Below are 23,320 nucleotides of genomic sequence, written 5' to 3'. Positions count from 1 at the left end.
CTTCGTCGTTACTCTGTTCGTAAGCTCTTCATCGGGTTCATCAGCGCGGCTTTGATTGCCTGGAAGCTTACGGTAAGCAGGGTGATGACCAGCGCGCCACCCGCCGACACGGCAAAGATCCACCACGAAATCTCTGTACGGTAATCATAATCTTGCAGCCATTGGTTCAGCTCATACCAGGCGAGTGGAACGGAGATCATACAGGACAAGCCCACCAATACCAGAAAGTCTTTTGAAAGCATGCCCCATAAGTTGGCCACCGATGCCCCCAGGACTTTTCTGATGCCGATCTCCTTCGTTCGTTGTTCGGCTACGAATGACGCCAGTCCGAATAACCCAAGACTTGAGATGAGAATGGCGAGCACAGCAAAGAACGCCGCGAGCGTGCCCACGCGTTTCTCGTTGCCAAACTTCCGGGCAAAGTCATCGTCCACGAAACTTGATTTGAATGGGGCAGTAGGGTTATACAATTTAAAGACGCTCTCCACCTCTGCCAGGGCCTCCTGTGTGTTGCGCTCTGGGTTCAGTTTAATGATGAACACATTCTCCGATCGGGTGGCAAGGTGGAACATCGAAGGCCGTACCGGTTGGTAGGGCGATTGCACCAGCAAATCTTTTACAATGCCAATGATCGTAAAAGGCTTTCCCTCCCAGTGAATGACTTTGCCCACCGGATCTTTCAATCCGATGAAGGCCACGGCCGATTCATTCAGAATGAATGTCGAAGAGTCAGAAGTAAAATCCCGGGAGAAATCCCTTCCCTCTTTAATCTCCCAGCCGATCGTTTTTCCATATTCATGGCTCACACCGTTGTTGGGAAAGTCCACGGCCAAAGTAGGATCTTTCCCTTCCCAGTCAAACCCGCCGTTGCTGTTCCAGACGTCCGTAGTGGGGCTACCCGATTCTGCCATCTCCACAATGGCTCTTTTATCTTTTAGCGTGGTCCGGATCACTTCGAAATGTTTGTGCCGTTCGTCGTTTACACTCGTGGTCACCAGGCCGTCGCGGGTATACCCGATCGGCCGGTTCTGACCATGCTTTACCTGCTTATAGACCACCATCGTGCCGATGATGAGTGTAATCGAGATCGTGAACTGTACAACCACCAATACCTGGCGCGGGAGGGAGGCAAGGCGCCCGGCTTTGAACGTGCCTTTCAATACCTTCACCGGTTGGAACGACGACAGGAACAAGGCAGGATATATACCGGCAAAGAATCCGGTCAACAGGGCAAAGCCGATTCCCGCCAGCCAGAACAGTGGTTCAGTCCAAAGTATTGCAATTTTCTTTTCTGCCACTGTGTTAAATCCAGGCAGCGCACACAGCACCAGAAGTATGGCCAGGCAAAATGCGAGGAACGATATCATAATCGACTCGCTGAAGAATTGCGTGATTAGTTGCGTACGTGCCGAGCCGATGGACTTCCGTATGCCCACTTCCTTTGACCGCTTCTCGGAACGGGCCGTGCTCAGGTTCATGAAATTGATGCAGGCCAGCAGCAGCACAAAGACACCGGTGATGCCGAACAGCCAGACGTTGCCGATGCCGCCCCCTACATTCACACCGTCCTTAAATTCCGAATATAAATGCCATTTCCACATAGGATGTAGAAATACGATCGGGTTATACCGCTTTTCGTCCGGTGGCAGTCTGTTCGCCTTCACATCCCGGATTCGGTCCGAGAGCTCCGCGATGTTGGCATGGTCTGCCACCTGGGCATAGGTTTGCGTAAAGTTGCTTCCCCAGGGATTTTCCATTTTGCCAACCCAGGGATTGATGCTTAAGTATAAATTCCAGGGAAGGATAAACTTCATATCGTTGAACCTGCTGTTTTCAGGCAAGTCTTCGTATACACCCGCGACTTTTACATCACTCTGATTATCGACGCGCAGGATCTTGTCTATCGGATCATCTTTCCCGAAATAAGCTTCGGCCACGGAGGCCGAAAGCAGGATTGAATTCATGTCCTTCTTGAGCCCGTCTTTAGAACCCAGAAGCATTTTCATGCTCAGCATATCCGTCACCTCAGGCTCGAAATAGCTTCCTGGCTTCAGAAACATCTTTTCACCGTACGTAAGCGTGTGCTCATAGTTCCACGATGCCTGGAGCACATACGTAAAATCACTTCCATACATGTGCCGGATCTCTTCGGCCATCACCGCAGGATTTGATATCTGTGATCCGACCTTCCCATTAAATGTTTGGTGTTGCATCACCTGTACAATACGATTATAGTTCGGAAACGACGTATTAAAGGTAAGCTCATCATAGATCCACAACCCAATCAGTATCGCCACCGCCATACCCAGCGCCAGACCGGAAATATTGATGAACGAATATCCCTTGTTCCGGAGCAAATTTCTCCAGCCGATCTTAAAGTAGCTTTTTATCATAACAGTATAATTAATGCAATTATACAGCAAGCTGGTGCGTGCCGCGTGATTTCGAGCTGGTTCAAGTCTCCGACTGCCGAGTCCACCCGCCATAGCATCTCCCAACAATAACCTGACGACACCTGACCCTTCTACAATACCGCCCATTCTGCCAATGGTTGCAGAAGATACAAAAAAAACTTTCACCCCTCCCAACAAATCATCGAACCGTTAAACATTGGGTTATGACCACTTTCATATCGTCGAGAGCGGATGTCGCAGCCCATTCGTGCCACCTGCCCGTTAGACTACTCATGGGATTACATATTTCAGATGCGAAAACGCTACCCGTACAAGGATTTTGATGTGGCAGAGTCTACCTTTTTGATTTAAGAGCAAACTTTTCAGAGTTTGCTTTTTTATTTTGCATCATATGCTTGCAGGTTGTGCAGGATTCTAGCTGGCGTCCGGAGAAGATGGTACGCACTTGGACTGGTTTTATTAAATAATGATGAAATATCGGATTGCAGTAGGAGTTTGGCTCCTGGTTAAGTTTTTTTTGGTGCTTTTTTATGCGAAGAGTATCATTGGTATGGTAGTAAATTCGATCTCGCATTACCCCGTGCAGGATGATTTGAGCACCATGACCTTCGGGTATTGGCTTTTTACTGCCCTGATGTTCCTGGCGTTGTCGGATGGCATAACCTACCGGGTAGTTAAGCCGCAAATTGGACCGGAGGGCTTCGCCCGGAGGATGATTATCCTTTCGGTGATAGATCTTTTTAATATTCTCCTATCCGTTGCCATAATGGCGGTATACCACAACCGCGGGTCGGGAATCATGATGCCGATGACAGATTGTATCAACTACTATGTGCTGGTGGCATTGGTTGTTGTTAAAAATGTGGCCTACGTGGCTTGGGAGCAGCGGAAGCGTTAGAATCGGGTTAACTGCCAGGCTAGGGGTTAGCGGAGCCTGGCACCATGTTCCCAATTTAGGCGATAAAGCTCTTGCCGCACAAATCTCGATTTTGCTTAAATTTACGGCGCATACACATCCGCTGCTGTTACGCCCATTTGAGACACATGAATAACAACACACTCCCCACAAAACAACACTACCTGATACTCGATGGATTGCGCGGTGTGGCCGCTATGATCGTCGTAGCGTTCCATCTGTGCGAACCTCATGCCACGAGCCATATTACACAGATAGTGAATCACGGATATCTGGCGGTAGACTTCTTTTTTCTCCTTTCCGGCTTTGTGATGGGCTACGCATACGATGACCGTTGGGACAAGCTCACGATCGGCGGTTTCTTCCGGCGCAGGATAGAACGGCTTCAACCGCTCGTTGTGTTGGGTATGACGTTGGGCGCGCTGGGCTTTTATTTTACGCAATCGGCGGTATGGCCATTAATCCACACGGTACCCGTATGGAAGCTGTTGGTGGTGATGCTGATAGGGTTCACGCTGATGCCGGTTCCCTTGTCGATGGATATTCGGGGTTGGCAGGAAATGCACCCGCTCAACAGCGTAGGGTGGTCTCTATTCTTTGAGTATATCGCCAACATATTGTATGCCATTGGCATAAGAAAATTATCTAAAACAGCGCTGTCCTTCCTGGTGATACTGGCGGCAGCCGCCCTCGTCCACTTTGCAGTGACAAATCCGAACGGCGATGTTACCGGTGGGTGGACACTCATTCCGGAGCAGGTACGGATCGGGTTAACGCGGACGATGTTTCCGTTCTTCGGCGGGTTGTTGCTGTCGCGCGTGACGAGACCGACCTATGTAAAAAATGCTTTTTTGAAGTGTAGCCTGCTGTTAGCGGCTGTCCTGTTTATGCCGAGGATCGGGGGTACCGAGCACTTGTGGATGAACGGCTTGTATGAGTCCTTTTGCATCATTATTGTTTTTCCGGTCATTGTTTACCTTGGAGCAAGCGGTATTGCTCACAGTCAAAAGGAAACACGCATTTGCAAATTCCTGGGAGACCTGTCATACCCCCTTTACATGACCCATTATACGCTTGTTTATTTTTACGTCGGGTGGGTAAGTGATCACAAAGGCATTTCTCTTATGGAATCCTGGCCATTCGCGTTGCTAACGTATGTCGGAGCAATGATCGTAGCATACGGAGCTTTAAAGCTGTATGACGAGCCTGTAAGAGCCTGGTTACGGAAGAAATTTAAATAGAACGTTCTCGCAATAACTCGCGCCACCCGCAGAGGTTCTTCACACCGAAGAACATGCGGCTGTAACTTAGCGTGCTGTTATTTTACATGGATCAGCTCTACTTCAAAGATCAGGGTAGCAAAAGGTGGAATATCACCACCCGCGCCGCCTGCGCCATAAGCGAGGTTATAAGGAATGTAAAGTATCCACTTGTCGCCTTCGCGCATAAGCTGCAGGGCTTCGGTCCAGCCGGGAATAACCTGACTGACCCCAAACGATGTAGGCTGCCCACGCTGGACAGAGCTATCGAACACCTTGCCATTAATCAGTTTTCCGGTATAATGTACCGTTACGCTTGATGTAGCTTTTGGAGTTTTGCCATTGCCAAGTTTTAGCGCGCGGTATTGCAGGCCGCTGGCGGTAGTGGTAACACCTTGCTTGAGCTTGTTATCGGCGAGAAATTTCTCGCCTTCCTCTTTGGCACCAGCGTGTTTCTTATCGGCAACGGCTTGCATATAGGCCTGTACAGTGTTGTTTGCATCTTGCAGGCTGATTTTCAGATCGTTGTTTTCGAATACATCGCGGAAGGCAGCAGCGACTGCATCTATATCCAGGGTATCTGCTCCCTGCGAGCGTACACTGGAGGCCATCAGCACGCCCAGACCATAACTTATTTTTTGTAATTCTGTGGTTAGTTCCATAATCTTTTGGTTGTTAATTGCCTGCAGCACACGGTTGGCTGGCATCTTTTTCGCTCCAGGCCGTCCGTTATCACAAAATTTGCTGGAGGAAGCGGTGAATCAGGAAATGCCGGTAAAATTACTTTTTTTTGGAATTTTTCAAAGCAGGTATGAGAACGTGCACACGTGCAGGAGGACCTGCCAACCTGGAGACTCATATCGAACTGGGAGCTTTGGGAATGCGTGGATATTGCCTTCGCTGACATTGTTCGGTCAATGCTCCAGGGAAATATCAGAAATCGAACATAGCAATTAAATGTGTATTTTATTACCCGACAAGCGGATAAGCAGGTGACCTACATCTTACAATAGAGGCATGGATTTTTATAAAGGGTAAGAAACTGCATTGTAGTTATGAACATTAAAAGAATATTTGGCTCAATACTAACAATTCTGGGAATGGTCGGCCTTATTTATGGCGCTATACTCTTTGTGAATACGACAGGAGGAATGCGGGACATAAGAGCATTGATCATTTATGGTGTTCTTGGCTTTGTTTTTCTCATTTCAGGGCTTAGTCTGGTCCGGACAATTAAAGATGAGTCCTGATAGGATGAACCCTTTGGGACAAAGGGCCTGATATCAATTAAGATTCCAATTTCTTTTTCGAACAGGTGTTGCTCAAATGAACATGGTGATTGACGCCAGTGCGGGCGCCCATTGTTCCTGGTTGCTCGATTGGGCAAGATCGATGTTTTTTTTTAATTTCGTCGGTTTTTTGCCGGCGGAATGAATAACACGTGTCCCAGATGATTACTTCTTCTATAAACGAAATAAAAAAAGAGTTGAGTGTCCTTGAGTCGGAAACACTGCTTGCGCTTTGCATGCGTTTGGCGAAATATAAAAAGGAAAACAAAGAATTGCTCACATATCTTTTGTTTGAAGCGCATAACGAGCAGGCGTATATTGAAAATATAAAAGAAGAAATTACGGAGTTGTTTAAGACCTTACCGAGCAATACCTATCTGATTAAGAAAACACTCCGCAAGATTTTGCGCACAGCCAATAAACATATTAAATACTCCGGCATAAAACAGACTGAGCTTGAAGTACGTATTTTTTTCTGCACAAAGATGAAAGACGCACACGTTCCTCGCCAACAAGGCTCTGTTCTTTTCAATATGTACCAGCAGCAAATCAAAAAAATCAATACCGTTCTCGGGAAACTTCACGAAGACCTTCAGGGAGATTACCTGCGTGAAATAAACTACATTTCGCGTTAACGAAAGACGCGCACCAGGCCGTTGTGATTATGCCTGGGGTTGCAACCTGATAAAATAATGGCGACGACTGACTGGATACTAATAGGGTGGTTCCAGGTATTTGTGGTGTACAGCTACTACAGGCTGAAAAGACACAAGTACTTTTTTGTGAAGTTCCGCGAGGCTGGATTGCTTTCCGAGAACGAATACGGGTATTTTATCACGGTATATACCGGATGGCGGGGATCCTACCGGTGGCTGCCAGGCAGCGATGAGTATCCGCGGTTGCACGAAGACCGGAAATTCAGACGATTTTGGATTTGGTCTGGATACACCACTGCGGCCTTAATCTTGTCAGGTGGCATCCTCATCTGTATCTTCGTGTCTGCGGGTCATTCGTCTCATCGTATGCCTGTTCGTCCGAGGTTCCATTAAACCAATATGCCGACCCTCCACTAAAACCGAAATGTGTTGATGACGAACAAATACCACCCGATTCAGGGCGTTTCAACGTGCATTTTGCTATTTTTACCCGAGGAAATTTTTTGTAAGCCCTGCGGCTGATCACTTTTTTAACCTTCATCGTGGCCCTCAACAACAACATACGTGATCCGTTAAGACTTTGCCTGTGGGTCATTGGCCTGTTATTCCTTTTTTCACTGCTGCCCAGGTTTTCGATTGGTACCTGGACGTTCCGGAAGATCGATCCCCTCGCGGACATCCGTACGGAGAGACGTGACCAACCCAACAACCCGCAAATCTCCCTCGATTCGATAAAGACGGAGTCCTCGCAAAGGAACATGGACTCCGCCACCCTTACCGCCAAAACCGGTTGCCCACCCGGCCTCACGTGCATAGAAAATTATAGCCCGGACGGCGCCCCATTGAAATACTTTATCCGGGCGCTGAACGAAATGCACGAGAAGCACAAAGCTGTACGGGTGGCATTTTATGGCGATTCATTTGTAGAGGGAGATGTTTTTTGTGGCAGCCTGCGGGATACGCTGCAGCAATTATTCGGAGGCGAAGGTGTGGGATACGTTCCGATCACATCCGAAGTAGCCGCATTCCGTTCGACCATCCGGCATAACTTCGAGCATTGGAAAACCTATTCGCTGCTCGGTAAGATAGATACTTCCATTTCCAACGGACCAGGCCCATCAGGACTTAGCTTTCATCCGCAAGAAGAAAACTGGGTCGAATACAAACCCGCGCGGCGGCGGTTTTTGCGTGACTTCAACACCGTAAAGCTGTATTATAAGAATACGGGACATGCCGTCGTCGACTACACCGTCAACGATACCATCAGTCGCACCGAAAATCTCAAAACATCCAGTAAGCTACAGGAGTGGTCGTACCGTGGTAAAAAGATGAGCGCTATCCGCTTTCAGTTTCATCAGCAGGATAGCCTGGAAATGTACGGCGCCAGTTTTGAAAACGGCGAAGGCATCTATGTAGATAACTTCTCCATTCGTGGAAACTCAGGCATGGGCCTGGCCAGAATTCCGGATGAGATGCTCACCGAATTCAATAAACATCGTAATTACAAGTTGATTGTTCTTCAATATGGGCTTAATAGCGTACTCGAAGATTCCCTGAACTATGGCTGGTACGTGGAGCGTATGATTAAGGTGGTCAATAAGCTCAAGCGGCTATTTCCAAAAACAAGTATTCTGCTAATGAGCGTAAGCGACAGAAGTTCAAACACCAGCGGAGAATTCAAAACAATGAAGGCTATACCCGCCATGCGAGATGCCCAACGCCTCATTGCGGAACGCACCGGCATAGCCTTCTGGGATCTGTATGAAGCTATGGGAGGAGAAAACAGCATGGTAAAACTGGCAGAAGCAAAACCACCCCTGGCTGCAAAAGACTACACTCACCTGAACTTTAAAGGAGGTAAAAAACTCTCTGATTTGATGGCAAAGAGCCTGCTGCATGAACAAAAATCCTATAACGAAAAGATTACACAAACGCAAAAATCGAAGTCGAAGCAAAAGTCGAAACCAAAACAAAAGCTAAAGCCAAAATCAAAACAAAAGCTAAAGCCTAAGAAAACATAATATACGCTGCGGGCATTGCCTGCAAGCCGGCGCGACCCGATTATTTACTTGTCCATGCTCATGATTCACAAAATGAAATTGACGTACGTTACAGGCCTTCTTCTCCTTGTCCACATCGGCGGGTACGGGCAGGCTAACGTCGATTTTACGTACAAAACGTTTAGCCTGGAGAATGACGAAGCGAACACAATTCAAAATGCAGCCCACCTCGAAGAATTTTTTGAGGGGCTCATCCGGCTCAAAATGACCGGAAAAGGTGAAATCAATATAATTCACATCGGCGACTCACACATCCAGGGAGATTATCTCACAGATGTCGTACGCGAAAATTTTCAACATGATTTTGGCAATGCTGGCCGTGGGTTGATCGTTCCCTACAGAGTTGCCGGAACAAACGAGCCTCCAAATTTCCACACGTCATCACCGTCCCTCTGGAAATCCAAACGCTGCGTCCATCCCGCACAGCCGCTTCCCATTGGTATCGGGGGCGTAACAATCAGCACGGACCAACCTCAAACAGACCTTACCATTCGTGTAAACAGCAACGAGCAGCGTGACTACAGCTTTAATGCGGTAACCGTATTTTTTCAAAAAGACAGTGCGAGTTTTCACTTTTCTATACGTGATACAGCCAATGCCGAACTGGCGTACATCGGACCCTATCCGGATGGACCGTTTGTGAATTCCTCCCGGGTTATACTGCCCCGCGCCGTAGAGCAGATCAGCATTCGTACGGTAAATCCCAGCGAGGAACAGCGACAGGCAATTATTTTCGGCGTCAATCTTGAAAATCGACATCCTGGCATTTTGTATCATGCCATCGGTGTGAACGGAGCAAAGTATGCTCACTATAATGCAGCAATTCATTTTGCCCGGCAAACGCAAGCCCTGCATCCCGCCCTGTTTATAATTTCCCTCGGCACGAACGAATCCGTAGAGTACCCTGTCCTGGATCCATCCATACCACAGCATATTGATAAACTGGTACAATCCTTACGGGAATTTAACCCCCAGGCAAAATTCATCCTGGTCACACCTCCCGACTCTTTCCGGAAAAAGATAAAACCCAACCCCGGCATAGAAACACTACGTCAACACATCATTCAATATGCGGTAGAAAACGGGCTGGCCTTTTGGGATATGTACAAAGCTACCGGCGGAAAAGGATCTGCTATGCAATGGAAAAACAAAGGACTACTTCGCCCCGATGGCATCCATTTCTCCAGAGACGGATATGCATATCAGGGCGATCTTTTTTATCAGGCTATCATGAAGCGCTACAACAACTATGTTTCCCTTCGACATCCATAAATTTGCGCAACAATTTGTTTACCATGCTGATCAGCCCTTGCTTTTCAATAGTGGTTTCTTTCTGCTGCTGTTCACAGTATTCTTATGGATTTATAATTCATTAAGCCACACACAACGGCCTAAGCTCGTATTCGTAACACTATTTTCCCTGTACTTCTATTACAAATCCAGTGGCATCTATTTTGTCTTACTGATTTTTGCGGCAATCGTAGATTTTACCCTGGCCCGACTTATTTACAATACCGAGGAACCGTGGAAAAAGAAATTCTTCATGGCGCTCACGCTGGTAATCAACCTGGGGCTGCTGGGATACTTTAAGTACACCAATTTTTTATACGAAGCATTTTGCTCGGTTTCTGGCAATGAGTTTACGCCGCTGGATATTTTCCTTCCGGTAGGGGTTTCATTTTTTACATTTCAATCCCTCAGCTATACGCTCGACGTCTATCGGGGTACACTAAAACCAGTTGATCACATTCTTGACTACGCCTTCTTTGTTTCGTTCTTTCCGCAATTGGTGGCTGGCCCCATTGTTCGCGCGGCTGATTTTATTCCTCAAATATCCAAGCCTACGATCGTAACCCGCGAAATGTTTGGAAGAGCGGTGTTTTTGATCGGTTGCGGATTATTCAAAAAGGCGGTTATTTCAGACTACATCAGCATCAACTTTGTCGACCGTGTATTCGATGCCCCCACGCTATATACCGGGCTCGAGAATCTTTTCGCGGTCTATGGCTACGCCCTACAGATCTATTGCGATTTCTCTGGATATTCCGACATGGCTATTGGAATCGCTTTACTGCTCGGCTTTCACTTCAACATCAATTTCGATTCGCCCTATCAATCGGAAAGTATCACCGAGTTTTGGCGGCGCTGGCATATCTCCTTGTCTACATGGCTCCGTGATTATTTGTACATCTCGCTCGGAGGCAATCGCCGGGGCAGGATCAGAACCTATTTGAATTTAATGATCACCATGTTGCTGGGAGGGTTGTGGCATGGCGCCTCGTGGCGCTTTATAATCTGGGGCGGTCTTCACGGTGCCGCCCTGGCGTTTCACAAATGGATCAGCGAGAAGATCACGTTTCCCGATACGACAGCCTGGAGGTGTGCCGGCTGGCTGCTCACATTCCACTTCGTTTGCTTCTGCTGGATTTTCTTCCGTGCCAATGACCTTGAAATCGCTGGCCAGGTACTCACGCAAATTACCAGTCATTTCAATGCCGAAGTTTTGAGTGAATTTATCGGAGGCTATAAGATGGTGCTTATCTTAATGCTGATGGGATATCTCTTGCATTTCATCCCCAAAACGATCGAACAGCGAGCAGAAGAATTTGTTATACAAATGCCGCTGATGGCAAAAGCCATTTGCCTGACAATGGTGATCGTCATTGTGCTGCAGATAAAATCTGCCGGCGTGCAGCCCTTTATCTATTTTCAGTTCTAACAACAGCAGTCGGCTAATAGAACATGCTATTCACTACCGCATAGATGGCGATGTGAATAGCATGCTGTTTTTTATCCCTGCCGGCGTACCTTACAATCCGATCTTCGAATAGGGTATGCGCAAGCCACGTATCCGGTAATAATTCGGATCGATAAAGTTGTTGACACAGTCACTCACGCCGCAGGCCGACTGATTGACAGAATAGGTGATGAGCAGCTCGTTGCGCCCGTTTGTGAACGTGGGGTGAACGTTCGGCGTATAGTAGCGTGTGTATTGCCCCTGGAAATAGTCGTTGATCTTATACACTTCTACGGCCGCGGTGAATGGTCCTGTCGGGCTTGTCGACGTTGCAGTGTAGATGTTTCTGGGAGCGTCGCAGTTGAAACCCTGGTCCATGGTGATCATAACATACTTTCCATTGACATAATTGATCGCCACGGTACCTTTTCCTTCCGCAATGCGGGCTCCGTTTCCGGTAGTCGGCGTGCTGGTCCAACTGGAGCCGTTCCAGAACGTCCACGAATTCGGATTGCTGGTAGCAAATCGCGCCACGTGTACATTGTTCAAATAGCCGAAGCTTGTGGCCTGCGTGCCATAGACGTACACGTACCCATCGCTGGCCTTGACCATGCCCGCGGCGTAACCGATGTTGGTCTGGCCCGACATGCCGGCGGGAGTAGTGCGTTGTACGGTCCATAATGTTCCGGTGCTTTGGGTCAGCACATAGAGCGATTGGTTGGTCATGTTCAACCCATTGCCTTCACCGCAGTGCATGTACACCTTATCACCGATCTCCACACCGTTGCCCGGCCAGCTCCAGCTGGTGCCGGCCTGATTGCTGCAGATCTGCTTGGGCCTTCCCATAGGGCTGTTGATGGTCATGTTGGGGTCATCGGGAAGCCAGTTGGTCTTGTCCTGCTGAATGATGATGGAGTTGTTATAGTCGAAAAAATCAGAGCAATTGAACATGCCGTTCGACTGAAGCTTGGCGCCATCCCAGGCGTCTTGCGTTACCCAAAGCACTTTCCCATTGTTGCCGCTCCACGTCAACGGAATGCTGCTTCCCTGGTCCCACGCCACCGATCCCAGCGAGGTGCTGTTCCGCTGAAAGTACCGCGTCACTTCGTCGTCGAGGTATGAGTCTGCGGCGAGCGCGGTGAGGATCCATCGTTGGTTCGCCGCTCCCGTGGAATAGGTTTGCTGCACGATGGCCGTGCCGTTCGAAGTAGAGCTGTTCAGATTGGTTACAGCCAGTCCGTTACCCTTGTTGATAATGGCATATCCGCCGGTCACCTCGCGGATCTCCCAAAGCTGCGCGTTCGTTCCGTTGTACCGGTACTGCTGCAATTGCAACCCATTGGTCGTGGCACTATTGGGAACGTCCAGCACTTTACCGCTGTGAAGGTTCATGAGGGCATAGTAGGCGATGTTATTGACAGTCTGCTTATAAATGACCTGCCACTTCTGCCAAAGGTCGCCGGCGCTGGTGGCACTCCATTGCACGATCTTTGTGCCGTCTTTGAACTTCTCGTTGACCCCTGGATTTCCGGTTACTTCCATAAATAAATTTCCAGCGGCGCTTTTGATCGTGTAGGTACCGTACTGACTCGGCGCCGCGGCTGCAGTACCAGACAATGTCTCGTCGGGAGTGTTGGGTTGAATGGAATCCTGTTGGCAGGAGGGAAGGATGAGCGCTATGCACAGCGCATAGGGCAAAACATGGGTGATTTTCATATGAGTTTGGTTGTTTAAGAGTAATTCAAAACTGCAGCGTAATGCACATCATCCAATCACACTCAATATGAGCCCAGCCCACATCTTGCCGGCAGGCAGGACACGGGGACTGTGACCTCAATCACATTCAGCATTACAATTAATCAGGACAGGACAAAACGATATCCTTAAATCGCATACTGCGATTTTTCAAAATCTCACCAGACAAAATTCCATAAAATAAAAACGGATACCGTAAATCCTGGTCACTAAGTTAATCGTTTTAGCAAACCTGCAAACGTTTTAGTAAATCTTTTTTTATACCTACTATAGGTGAACATAGATTTGGGTAACAGTTGTGACAATCCGGTATATTGACAGTCCAAAAATTATACTCCTCAGACGGCTGTATACTCAGCCGGGAATGTCGTATATGCAGATCCGCCGATTGACGCTGTCAGACATTGCGACGTCCGGGGCACGTTGCCGCTTCAATAAATTTGAAAAATAACTTGCGAAACCAATTAGTTGCACATATATTTGCAACCAATCGGCTTCGTAAACAATAAAATTGAACAATATGAGACGAGACATTTTTCAGGCAATAGCCGACCCTACAAGACGGGCCATTATTGCATTAATTGCATTGCAGGCAATGACACCGAACGCCATTGCAGACAACTTCAACACAACCCGACAATCTGTGTCCAAACACCTTCGCATACTGACAGAATGCGAGCTGGTAAAACAAGAGCAACAAGGCAGGGAAATTTACTACTCACTTGAACTTGAAAAAATGAAAGAGATTGACAGGTGGTTAAACCAATTCAGAATGCTTTGGGAAACCCGATTTAATCAATTGGGAAAAGTATTATCAACAATGAAAAAACAGAAAAAATAGAAGAAGCTTTTTGTATTTCGATTATACAACTTTTGCCAAAACATACTATGCAAGTAGAAGTATTCAAGACTAATGTCAAAACAAAAAAGAATGCAGACATGGTTGTAAATCTTATTAAAAGAATACTACCAGTGGGTAAAGTAAATTTTGATTTGGAAGACTGTGATAAAATACTTCGCATTGAAGCAAATGAAATACAATTGCAATCAATATTAAAGCTGTTGCTGGATTTAGGATTTACGTGTACTCCTTTAGAATAATAAAACAATTGAAAAATGAATAACAATTCACTATTTGACTTTATCGTTGACAAAACAACAAAAACGGTCTCCATAAACATGGAATTTGATGCCGACATCTCGTTGGTATGGGATGCTTTTACCAAACCGGAAATTCTTGACCAATGGTATGCACCTCATCCCTGGGTGTCTAAAACAAAATTTATGAATTTCGAAGTCGGCGGACGAAGATTTTATGCTATGGTAGGACCCGAAGGACAAGAAATGTGGTCAATTCAAAAATATACCTCCATTAGTCCAAAGACCAATTTTAAAATGTTTAATGCGTTTGCTGACAAAGACGAAAATCCTCAACTACCGGGCTCCGATTGGGATTTGAATTTCATCGAGCAAAATGAAACAACAAAAGTGAATATTGAGATTTATAATGAATCGCTGGAGCGGATGGAAAGGATGATCGAAATGGGCTTCAAAGAAGGATTTACGGCCACATTGAACAACCTGAAAAATCTGCTGGCAACGTTATCCGGGAAATAATTTTCGTTGAATAAATTTCACTACAAAAGACAATTTATCAATCTAAAGAAAAAAGTTATGGCCCTTATCAATCCTTACATTCACTTTAACGGAAATGCCGAAGAAGCATTTACGTTTTACAAATCAGTATTTGGCGGAGACTTCGCAAAAATTATGCGTTACAAAGACCTGTCAAGCCCTGAATATCCGGTACCGGAAAATGATGCGAATAGACTTATGCACATTGCCTTGCCAATCGGCAAAAGTAATGTGTTAATGGGCAGTGATGTTTTGGAGATTATGGGACAGGTAACGGAAAACGACAACAGAAATACGATATCAATTAGTGCGGAAAGTCGTGACGAAGCCGACAAATTATTTAATGGACTTTCAGAAGGAGGGAACATCGAAATGCCAATTGCTGACGGTCCTTTGGGTTCATATTTTGGAATGTTTGCCGACAAATATGGTGTACAATGGATGGTAAACTTTGACCCGAAATATAACGGGCAAAATTAACGGCAAAAACAACTGGCGTTAACATCGCCAGTTGTTGACACGCTACTCAAACCTTGCGGAAGAGAAAATGGCCTGGTGGTCCCAGGCCTCGTCACCCTTAGGCAGCGTAATAGGGGTACCCTCTATTCCAGCATAAAACACGATAAGCTCGACAGGTTCATTACCATCGTTTTTACCATAATACCAACAAAAGGGCGTGCCGTGAAAAGGAGATATTTTACTATCTTCGGATACACCAAATCCATCCGCTATGACAACATCAACTAAACCTGCCGCCTGGTTCTGGATCGTTAGCATTATTGCATTGCTCTGGAATTTGTTGGGCGTCATGGCCTATATAATGCACGTTACCATGACCCCGGAAGCGCTCGCTGCATTGCCCGAGCAGGAGCGTGCTTTATACACCAATGTGCCGGTGTGGGCAACGGCGGCGTTTGCCATTGCTGTGTGGGGAAGCACCCTGGCCTGTGTTTTATTGCTGATTAGAAAAAAACTGGCGACCCCGGTTTTTGTGATCGCGTTTATCGCCATACTGATTCAAATGGTTCATTCACTTTTTATCAGTAATTCAATCGCGGTATATGGTCCCGGGGGCATGGTTATGCCTGTTATGATCATTGTTATTGGATTGTATATGATTTTGTTTTCGCGGCAGGCAACTTCAAAGGATTGGTTGCACTGATCAAGCTCAATCACTTAAAGACCCTTTTTCATCCAGGGCACCTTGGGAGATTTATAGTAATCGATTTCCAGGGCGTCAAAACGTGGGGCGTGTTTGCCGAGACGCACTTTGTATTCATCCCAGGTTTTGGCTCCACTGGTCCAGCCTAGCTCGGCATAACCAGGGAGGCGGGGAAAAACGAGGTATTCTATGTCATCCATGTTGGTGACGGTTTCTGTCCAGAGGGGGGCTTCCACACCCAGGACCTGCCCAGATTCCGCATACGCAGCGGGGTCCCAAATGTAGGCGGAGTCTACTTCGATGTAGGCCGCCCAATGCAAACCAATGCGGGAGGTAGAATCATATTGCATGTCGAGGTAAGCTTTCTTCGCGGGCGACATAATGATCTGTGCATTTTTTTCCAGCGCGTCCAATGCATACTGTTCTTTGTTCCAATATTGAACAACAACGTTGCTATCAATATCACCTTGCGCAATTTCTTCCCAGCCGATCATTTTCTTACCGTTGGCTTTCACGATTTCAGTGAAGCGGTTCACAAATTTGATGTACTCCTCTTTTTTGGTCACGTGCGCTTCGTCGCCGCCGACATGGAAATACGGACCCGGGGTAATAGCGGATAGCTCGCGAACGACGTCGTTGATAAATTTGAACGTCTCTGCTTTTTCATAGCGAAGTGTGCTAAAGCCTACTTTTACGCCCGTATATAATTGGGTCGGTTGTGATTTTCCGTTCAGCACACTGGGGGTGGACAGGTCGAGCTCGATGCGTCCTTCTTTCGGCACCTGAATGCCGCCGTTGAGCTCGCCGTAAGATGCAAGGGCCGAGTTGATGTGGCCAGGCATGTCGATCTCGGGTACGACAGTAATAAAACGCTCGGCCGCATACGCGACAAGCTCCTTATATTGTTCTTGCGTAAAGAAACCGCCTTTTCCGCCGCCTACCTCGGTACTGCCGCCGTGCTCGGTGAGCTTCGGCCACGATTTGATCTCGATGCGCCAGCCCTGGTCGTCGCTCAGGTGCAGGTGAAGGATGTTCATTTTGTATAAGCTCATGAGGTCGATGTAACGCTTGACATCGTCCATGCCGAAGAAGTGACGGGCGACGTCGAGCATCGATCCACGCCACGAGAATTGCGGGCGATCGACGATTTGACCGGACGCTATTTCCCAGGAGGTAGTATCAATACCTGGCGCAGCAGCTTTTTCGATCGCGGGCGGCAGTAGCTGGCGCAGAGTCTGTGTGGCATAAAACACACCGGCAGGTTTTCCGGTAATGGTCAGGAGGTCGCCTGCTGTCGAGATGCTATAGCCCTCGCGGCCCTGGTTGTGGTCGGAAAGTTTGGTGGTAATGAAGATGCCCGAAGCGGGCACCTCGTTGCTCGTACGCACGGCAATGGTATATCCCGTACCTTTGTTGAGCACGCCGGCCAGGTATTGCGCTACCGGTTGAAGGCTGTCGTTGACAATGGTAATGGTGGTGGCGCTGGTTATCAGAAACGCCAGGCCATCAGATTTTGCCTCCACGGACGGCCTGGGGATAATATTTTGAAACCTGGAAAGGGCCTCGGGAGAAGCTTCTTTCGGTGCCTTTGTGCACGAAGGTAAAGAAGCCACAAGTACACCAAGGAGGAACGTAAAGCGGATGGTTTGAAACAGGCTCATAGTGTGGTTAAAAATGAAACGTTAATGATAGTGATATCGCGGCGAAGAATCCAAACCGCTTACCACTATTATTAAGTGTGTCTCAATACACACATCGCATGATTGAAGTAGCTGGAGTATTCAAATGGTTCATTCACTTTTCATCAGCAATTCGATCGCGGGATAGGGTCCCACAGAACGCCCCCGCCAGGTAAACCACAGCATTAGGGGAGTCCTGATCGATCTTTAAAGTCAGGTCTTTTCTTTTGCTGGGATCAATCATCGATCCTTTCAATGGCGAGTCTGCAAGATTCCATGCCTGCTCAAATTGCTCTTTTACCTTTTGCGCCTCGGTTGCTTTTCCTTGTGCCAGTAGGCTTTCCGATAAGCCGTTCAGGGCAAATCCGTTTTTCGGCCAATGAGTCAGGTCTTCACGGTAGACTTTCTCCGCTTCTATAGGGCTTCCGGTCTCCAGTAAGACGTTGCCCAGGATATGGCGAACGGAGAAGAACCAATCAGGAGGTTCGTTGTAGTTGAAGTTGTCTTCCAAATGAACAGCATCGGTAAGGAGTTGGATCGCATCCTTGTATTTATTTTCCTTTACCGCCAGATCCGCCTCCAGAGTTTTTGAGGCCAGTGTGCAGACGTCGGTGACTTTGTTAATTCCCCAGATAAACTGCTCTGCAATGGCAGGTGACTGAGTAAGCTCGTTCAGCCGCCCGAGCTCTTTGCGCGCACGTTCCATTTCGCCGAGGTTGCTGAAAGCCATTCCTCTCGCATAGTGCCATATCGCCGTGGGATAGATCAGATCTTCTGCCGGGCTGGGAAGTACAAGTATCTTTTCCCATTGACTGAACTTGATCAGAATGTGATACGGTATTGTCAGGTAGTGCTGTACGGTTTCGTATCCCGGTTCATGGTGGTATTTTTTGTCGACGAGGCTTGCCGTTTTGTATGCAGCTTCCAGGGAGCGCGCCCCCCGGCCCTCAAAGGCTGCAGTCGCTGCCAGGAAATGATAATTGTGTGGATAGTACAGTTGTGGATAATATCCTTGCGCGTTACACTCGGCAATGTAGAGGCTGTCCGCCACGACCGCATTTTCATTGGATATTGAACCTTGGTGATAGTCTCCGGTATTGATATAGATATGCGAAGGCATATGCACGAGGTGTCCTGCCGAAGGAACTAACGTTTCCAGGCGTTGCGCGCTGATCAGGGCTTTGCTAAGATCGGGACCGGCTTCCGCAGCGTGTAGATAAAGATGATTGGCAAGCGGATTTTCAGGGTCTATGGCAATTACTTTTTCGAGCAGCGACACCAGTTCGGGGGTCCAGGGTCTCGGCGTACCATCCTGACGATTAAAAAAATCCCAGGGATGCAGATTCATAACAGATTCAGCATAAAGCGTAGCAACAAACGAATTGTCAGGGAACTGTATAAATGCTTGCTTCATAGCACGTGCAAACCCTTCCGCGTTTGTGGAGAGGGTATCCACCGGGAACTTTATCCGGATAGCGCCGATCAGGGCCTTTTCCCAATCGGTCGTATTGTCAACCAATGCTGCAGCGCGTGCGACGGCGTTTCGTATTTCATGGATCGTTCCCATGTTTGCTGAAGAATTGAAGTTTGGCCCCAATACATACGCTATTCCCCAGTAGCCCATGGCAAAGGTTGAGTCCAGTCTTACGGCTTCTTTGAATGAGCGGTGAGCTTCCGCATGATTAAAATTATTGGCCATGATAATCCCCTGGTTGAAAAACATCTGGGAATAGGTTGATTGCGTTGTTACGCCAACACTATAGGTTCCAATATTCTTTAATACCGGGGCATTAAAAGACGGACGATTTTCGCTGCACCCTGCGACAGACAGCAGCGTGAGAAAGAATAATCTTGTCAACTTCATATATGAGTTTCGTTAAAGAGCAATTTCTGGTTTCGGGGTCGAAACAGATCTCCTTAAATGTACCCGCAATGCAAACTGAAGCTAGCCTGATTTAAAAGAAATCGTCCGTTGGTAACTGTAGAGCTGTGCAGAAATCACCCACTGAATATATCCGGTGCATGCTCTAAAGACTATGTGTGTCAATATAAATAAACGACGGCAAATTTCAATAGCGTTGGTTAAATATCTAGGTTATAACCTTGGAAACATTATTGTAAGCAAGGAGGGAAGATCGTAGAATTCATTGGCAGACATATTCATACGTCAGGCGATATGTGCGTTGGCCGGCGTCGTTCCTATTCGTCACGGTACGTACAAGCGGAAACCCTTGTTCATTGTATTCATATTCTATGGATATCTTCATCGATTCTACTTCATTAACGATTAGTCGATAGCCCGTCGGGTTGTTCTTACTCAGGGCTGTTATAATGGGCCACGAGTCGGAATTGTCCCAATTGATAGTTAGAAATTTATATCCTTTGACACCGGCATAGGGCGTCTGGTGGTGATCATGCCCATCCACCATGATCACCGTGCTGACATTACGCGCGCCGGTGGTTAGTACATAAACCATTTTGACGACGTTGTCTTGTTCATTATAGGTAATCAATAGTTCCCATTCGTCATCGCCTTGAATGTTCTCCGTTTCCTCGCCGACGCGGACGAGTCTGCCATTAAAATCGTAGTGAAAAAGGTAGGTCCTCCAGTTTACCTGCGTTACCCCATCCATTGTCACCGAAATAAGCGCGACTTCCGGCAGGGCTGTAAGAAAACCCACGCCATAGTCGGTTGTGAAAGTCATGGGATGCAATTTGTTCACCTCCGCGATAGACATTCCGAAACTGAGCACGTTAAGCACGTGTGTCATGGTGTAGGGATTATAGCGTTCGATCTTCGTCGGGTTTCCATTATCATCGTAGCTATAAAATATAGAATGTCCGTCGTCAGTCATTTCTTTTTGAATGCGGCAAGCGGCCACAGCAACCGGACCGGAGTCGTCATCTTTCTGGCAGGCAAACAACGTTGAAAATAACATGATGAAGGTGAGGTGGCGTCGCGTTGACATTGTAATGGGGTTGGTTGTCATATAAGAAATTGGCCGGATGCACCTACAGCCATCGCCTGACCTTGCCTTTATAACGGCTGAACTCTTCGCCGAATGCGCGTTGGAGGTATTGTTCTTCCTTCCTGATTACATAGGTCTGCACCACGAACATCAGCGGGGCGATCATCAGGAATGTCCAGGAGTTGCCCTTAAAAAATGCAATCGCCGTAAACATTATCAGCAAGGCCAGATACATGGGATTGCGTGAGAAGGCGTAGACGCCCGTGGTTTGCAACGACTTTGCCGGTTTAACGGTGATTAATGTATTTCGCGAGATAGCGAAGCGCCAGAGCGCAGAAAGAAGGAGAAGTAGGCCAATGGCCACGATGACCCATCGTGCAGCATGTGCTGTGCCGGTTCCGAGCCATGCCGAGGGTAGCGGGGCAACGCGTTGTAAACCTATGGAAAGGAAGAATGTAACCACGTAAATCATGGGTGGTGGGACATACACGCCCGCATGATCCTGCCGGGGAATATGCAATGAGTTGTTTTCCATAGTGAAGCAATTATGGAAACAAACGTAGGATATCGGCCCGGGAACGCCTTAGTAAAAAAACGACATTCGCTAACCTGTCGGGAAATCACTGTACCCGCTCGTCGGTTGAAGATAAAACCGGCTTGGCGGAAACTCAGCAAACTCTTTGAATTCCCGTAGCAAATGGGATGAATCCGTGTAGCCACATTCTTCTGCAATCTGAGACCAGCTTTTCTGTGGGTGATCGTTCTTGATTTTCATCGCGTGCTCAAAGCGCACAATGCGGATAAAAAGTTTCGGCGTGATGCCTATCCGGGTCATAAAATTGCGCTCGAATTGTCGCAGGCTGAGGCAAGCCATCGCGGCCCATTCTTCTTGGGAATGATCAGTCAACGGATCAAGCATCTTCATAGCCACCAGATCGATAGGCTCCTGCGGACGGCATCGTACATCAAACTTAGCTTCGATAAAGGCGCAAATAACCTGTATCATACTTTCATACGAGTCTGCTCCACGGAGTTGATGCAGAATGTCGTTGAGCGCCACTCCCCAAAAGCGCGTTGCATCCAGCCCGTTGTTTACCGTCTCCTTCATATTGAGTCCGAGCAAGCGATACGTGCCGGTAGGATGGAAGATCACCTTGACCATCAGGTGATCTTTTCCGAACAGTAGCCCCACCGGTTTGTTCTTCGGTCCGGTGATTACCACAGGAGGAACAGGAACTTCTACATGTGCTGCGGGAACAATTCGGATCGAATCATTTACATAGAAATAGAGGCACTGCTCGGTATTCGCAAGGCAGGTAATAAATGGCTCCGGAAGATTCCCCCCGGAATTCCAATTAACGCGGTATATTTCAAGCGCGCGAATCAATCCGGTGAGCGCCGTAGGAGGCATGAACTGCTTGTAGAAACTCATTTGGTAGGGCAGAAGGTATTTCGAATGTATTCATGGATCCGATTCAACGGATGAAAGGCAGGGTGACGGATATCATGGCTTCCTACAAAAAGCAAGTAGCCGCTGCTTTCACAGCGACTACCATCAATGTGCGACAAGTCTTGAATATTGCTTACAGAATCCCTGCTGCAGCCATCTGCCGGGTAGGTTTCTGTTCCATTGACAATTCCCTTGCCTATGGATCCTCTTCTGGGGGCGGCGGTGTCGGCGGATGCTTCGGCGACTCGCGGTGATCATCAGCAGGCTTTATGATCTCCTCCTGGCACCCCTGTAGAGAGACGAATATAACGGTCGCGGCCAATAACATAGTCACTCGTTTAACGGCTCCCGGATAATGCAGATAATAGCCTAATCTTTTCATAACATTTTGTTTTAGATGAGTAGTAATCTAACGTAACTATACTTTCGCTCAACTATTGCCGGCTCACTGTTCCATAGACAATTCCATCGCCTTATGGTTCGTCCTCTGTGGGCGGTTGCGGCGGATGCTTCGGCGACTCGCGGTTATCATCTGCAGGTTTTATGATTTCCTCCTGGCACCCCTGTAGAGAGATGAATATAACCGTCGCGGCCAATAACATAGCCACTCGTTTGACGGTTATCGGATAATTCAGGCAATGGTTTAATATTTTCATAACATTTTGGTTAGAGAAAGTAATGTAACTTAAAATATACTCTTTAGCAACTATTGTAGCTCAAAATGTTTTGTTCGATATATATTGCGCCCATCGAGTCGTGTGGCTGCACGGCTATATTTCCTCCAGGGAACTCCGGATCGCCGTTTTCCAATTATATTCCCGATGGCGCCTAAATTTAAGAGGAAGTACGCGCATGGAATTGGCCCTGCCGGTTTTCCTTGCGCGGCTTAGACTTCCGCAAGTTGTTCTGCCGATCGCTGCTCGTTCAACGTGCGGTGCATACGGCCCCATTCGGCCATCGCGTTTAGCATGGGCCTCATCGTACGTCCAAGCTGGGTGATCTCATACTCGACCCGCGGAGGGACCTCGGGGTATACTACCCTGCGTACAATGCCTTCCCGCTCAAGCTCGCGCAGCTGGGCGACCAGCATGCGTTCAGAAATGCCCTCAATCGATTTTTTTAGTTCGCTATAGCGCATTGTGCTATCCGCCAACCGGCATAAAATAGCGGGTTTCCACCGACCACCGATTACCTGTAACGCCACGGCCATGCCGCAGGTATCAATGATATGTTTTTCATTCAGAGCGTTTGTTGAAGTCTGCTTTCTCATTTCTTACTATTTTGTTAGTATCTAACAATCAGATGCTTACTTGCAAAGGTAAAGCTTCACGAGGTAGGT

At 47.6% G+C, this 23,320-nt stretch carries 21 protein-coding genes; 11 read left to right on the top strand and 10 right to left on the bottom strand.

Going from position 1 to position 23,320, the window contains the following annotated elements; all coding sequences use genetic code 11:
* Positions 1-8: 8 nt before the first annotated feature.
* A complete protein-coding gene (locus tag KK062_RS23455) occupies positions 9-2,393 on the bottom strand; it encodes an ABC transporter permease (RefSeq protein ID WP_254086802.1) in 2,385 nt (794 codons plus the stop codon).
* A gap of 571 nt (positions 2,394-2,964) precedes the next feature.
* Here KK062_RS23455 and KK062_RS23450 point away from each other — a divergent pair.
* Complete coding sequence (locus tag KK062_RS23450) at positions 2,965-3,312, top strand: hypothetical protein (protein ID WP_254086801.1); 348 nt, start codon at positions 2,965-2,967, stop codon at positions 3,310-3,312.
* A 146-nt stretch (positions 3,313-3,458) separates the two neighbouring features.
* Positions 3,459-4,571 (top strand): acyltransferase family protein, encoded by a 1,113-nt coding sequence (locus KK062_RS23445; RefSeq protein WP_254086800.1) that lies wholly within the window; start codon positions 3,459-3,461, stop codon positions 4,569-4,571.
* A gap of 77 nt (positions 4,572-4,648) precedes the next feature.
* On the opposite strand, the gene bamJ is transcribed toward KK062_RS23445, so the two are convergent.
* Positions 4,649-5,251 carry a BamJ family beta-barrel-assembly machinery protein gene (bamJ, locus tag KK062_RS23440; protein ID WP_254086799.1) on the bottom strand — a complete coding sequence of 201 codons (603 nt, stop codon included), beginning with the start codon at positions 5,249-5,251 and terminating at the stop codon, positions 4,649-4,651.
* A gap of 788 nt (positions 5,252-6,039) precedes the next feature.
* Between bamJ and KK062_RS23435 the strand changes: the two genes are divergently transcribed.
* The 4 genes from KK062_RS23435 to KK062_RS23420 all read left to right on the top strand — a co-directional run bounded on the left by KK062_RS23435 (position 6,040) and on the right by KK062_RS23420 (position 11,313).
* Positions 6,040-6,513 carry a hypothetical protein gene (locus tag KK062_RS23435; protein WP_254086798.1) on the top strand — a complete coding sequence of 158 codons (474 nt, stop codon included), beginning with the start codon at positions 6,040-6,042 and terminating at the stop codon, positions 6,511-6,513.
* Positions 6,514-7,076: 563 nt separating this feature from the next.
* A complete protein-coding gene (locus tag KK062_RS23430) occupies positions 7,077-8,555 on the top strand; it encodes an SGNH/GDSL hydrolase family protein (protein ID WP_254086797.1) in 1,479 nt (492 codons plus the stop codon).
* Positions 8,556-8,609: 54 nt separating this feature from the next.
* Positions 8,610-9,866 (top strand): GDSL-type esterase/lipase family protein, encoded by a 1,257-nt coding sequence (locus KK062_RS23425; RefSeq protein ID WP_254086796.1) that lies wholly within the window; start codon positions 8,610-8,612, stop codon positions 9,864-9,866.
* Positions 9,844-11,313, top strand: coding sequence for an MBOAT family O-acyltransferase (locus KK062_RS23420; RefSeq protein WP_254086795.1), 1,470 nt, complete (start codon positions 9,844-9,846; stop codon positions 11,311-11,313). Before KK062_RS23425 ends, KK062_RS23420 begins: the two co-directional genes overlap by 23 nt.
* Before the next feature lie 90 nt (positions 11,314-11,403).
* Here KK062_RS23420 and KK062_RS23415 read toward each other — a convergent pair whose 3' ends face one another.
* Positions 11,404-13,047 carry a DUF5005 domain-containing protein gene (locus tag KK062_RS23415; protein WP_254086794.1) on the bottom strand — a complete coding sequence of 548 codons (1,644 nt, stop codon included), beginning with the start codon at positions 13,045-13,047 and terminating at the stop codon, positions 11,404-11,406.
* Positions 13,048-13,606: 559 nt separating this feature from the next.
* Here KK062_RS23415 and KK062_RS23410 point away from each other — a divergent pair.
* Genes KK062_RS23410 through KK062_RS23395 form a run of 4 tightly spaced genes read left to right on the top strand, consistent with a single transcriptional unit; the run spans position 13,607 to position 15,201 of the window.
* Positions 13,607-13,927: an ArsR/SmtB family transcription factor gene (locus KK062_RS23410; protein WP_254086793.1), complete on the top strand. Its 321-nt coding sequence runs from the start codon at positions 13,607-13,609 to the stop codon at positions 13,925-13,927.
* A 47-nt stretch (positions 13,928-13,974) separates the two neighbouring features.
* Positions 13,975-14,187, top strand: coding sequence for a hypothetical protein (locus KK062_RS23405; RefSeq protein WP_254086792.1), 213 nt, complete (start codon positions 13,975-13,977; stop codon positions 14,185-14,187).
* 15 nt (positions 14,188-14,202) lie between these two features.
* The gene (locus KK062_RS23400; RefSeq protein ID WP_254086791.1) at positions 14,203-14,703 is read left to right on the top strand and encodes an SRPBCC family protein; all 501 of its coding nucleotides are present in this window, start codon (positions 14,203-14,205) and stop codon (positions 14,701-14,703) included.
* Between the two features lie 57 nt (positions 14,704-14,760).
* Positions 14,761-15,201 carry a VOC family protein gene (locus KK062_RS23395; protein WP_254086790.1) on the top strand — a complete coding sequence of 147 codons (441 nt, stop codon included), beginning with the start codon at positions 14,761-14,763 and terminating at the stop codon, positions 15,199-15,201.
* A 42-nt stretch (positions 15,202-15,243) separates the two neighbouring features.
* Here KK062_RS23395 and KK062_RS23390 read toward each other — a convergent pair whose 3' ends face one another.
* On the bottom strand, positions 15,244-15,531 hold the full coding sequence (locus tag KK062_RS23390) for a cupin domain-containing protein (RefSeq protein WP_254086789.1): 288 nt from the start codon (positions 15,529-15,531) through the stop codon (positions 15,244-15,246).
* Between the two features lie 22 nt (positions 15,532-15,553).
* Here KK062_RS23390 and KK062_RS23385 point away from each other — a divergent pair, with 22 nt between their 5' ends.
* Entirely contained in the window at positions 15,554-15,883 is a 330-nt protein-coding gene (locus KK062_RS23385) for a hypothetical protein (protein WP_254086788.1), read from the top strand.
* Between the two features lie 14 nt (positions 15,884-15,897).
* Here the strand turns inward: KK062_RS23385 and KK062_RS23380 are convergent, their stop codons facing one another.
* The 6 genes from KK062_RS23380 to KK062_RS23355 form a co-directional block, all read right to left on the bottom strand.
* Positions 15,898-17,544 (bottom strand): beta-N-acetylhexosaminidase, encoded by a 1,647-nt coding sequence (locus KK062_RS23380; protein WP_254086787.1) that lies wholly within the window; start codon positions 17,542-17,544, stop codon positions 15,898-15,900.
* Positions 17,545-17,677: 133 nt separating this feature from the next.
* Complete coding sequence (locus KK062_RS23375) at positions 17,678-19,285, bottom strand: hypothetical protein (RefSeq protein WP_254086786.1); 1,608 nt, start codon at positions 19,283-19,285, stop codon at positions 17,678-17,680.
* Positions 19,286-19,706: 421 nt separating this feature from the next.
* The gene (locus KK062_RS23370; RefSeq protein WP_254086785.1) at positions 19,707-20,531 is read right to left on the bottom strand and encodes a hypothetical protein; all 825 of its coding nucleotides are present in this window, start codon (positions 20,529-20,531) and stop codon (positions 19,707-19,709) included.
* Between the two features lie 43 nt (positions 20,532-20,574).
* Positions 20,575-21,066, bottom strand: coding sequence for a methyltransferase family protein (locus KK062_RS23365; protein ID WP_254086784.1), 492 nt, complete (start codon positions 21,064-21,066; stop codon positions 20,575-20,577).
* Positions 21,067-21,135: 69 nt separating this feature from the next.
* Positions 21,136-21,963 carry a helix-turn-helix domain-containing protein gene (locus KK062_RS23360; RefSeq protein WP_254086783.1) on the bottom strand — a complete coding sequence of 276 codons (828 nt, stop codon included), beginning with the start codon at positions 21,961-21,963 and terminating at the stop codon, positions 21,136-21,138.
* Positions 21,964-22,867: 904 nt separating this feature from the next.
* Positions 22,868-23,251, bottom strand: a complete 384-nt coding sequence (locus KK062_RS23355) for a winged helix-turn-helix transcriptional regulator (RefSeq protein ID WP_254086782.1) — start codon at positions 23,249-23,251, stop codon at positions 22,868-22,870.
* Positions 23,252-23,320: the final 69 nt, after the last annotated feature.

It is taken from the genome of Dawidia cretensis, from assembly GCF_018598175.1.
GTDB classification, from domain to species: Bacteria; Bacteroidota; Bacteroidia; order Cytophagales; family Cyclobacteriaceae; genus Ohtaekwangia; species Ohtaekwangia cretensis.
Note: the sequence above shows the minus strand (reverse complement) of the source record. Positions and strands in the feature narration are given on the sequence as shown.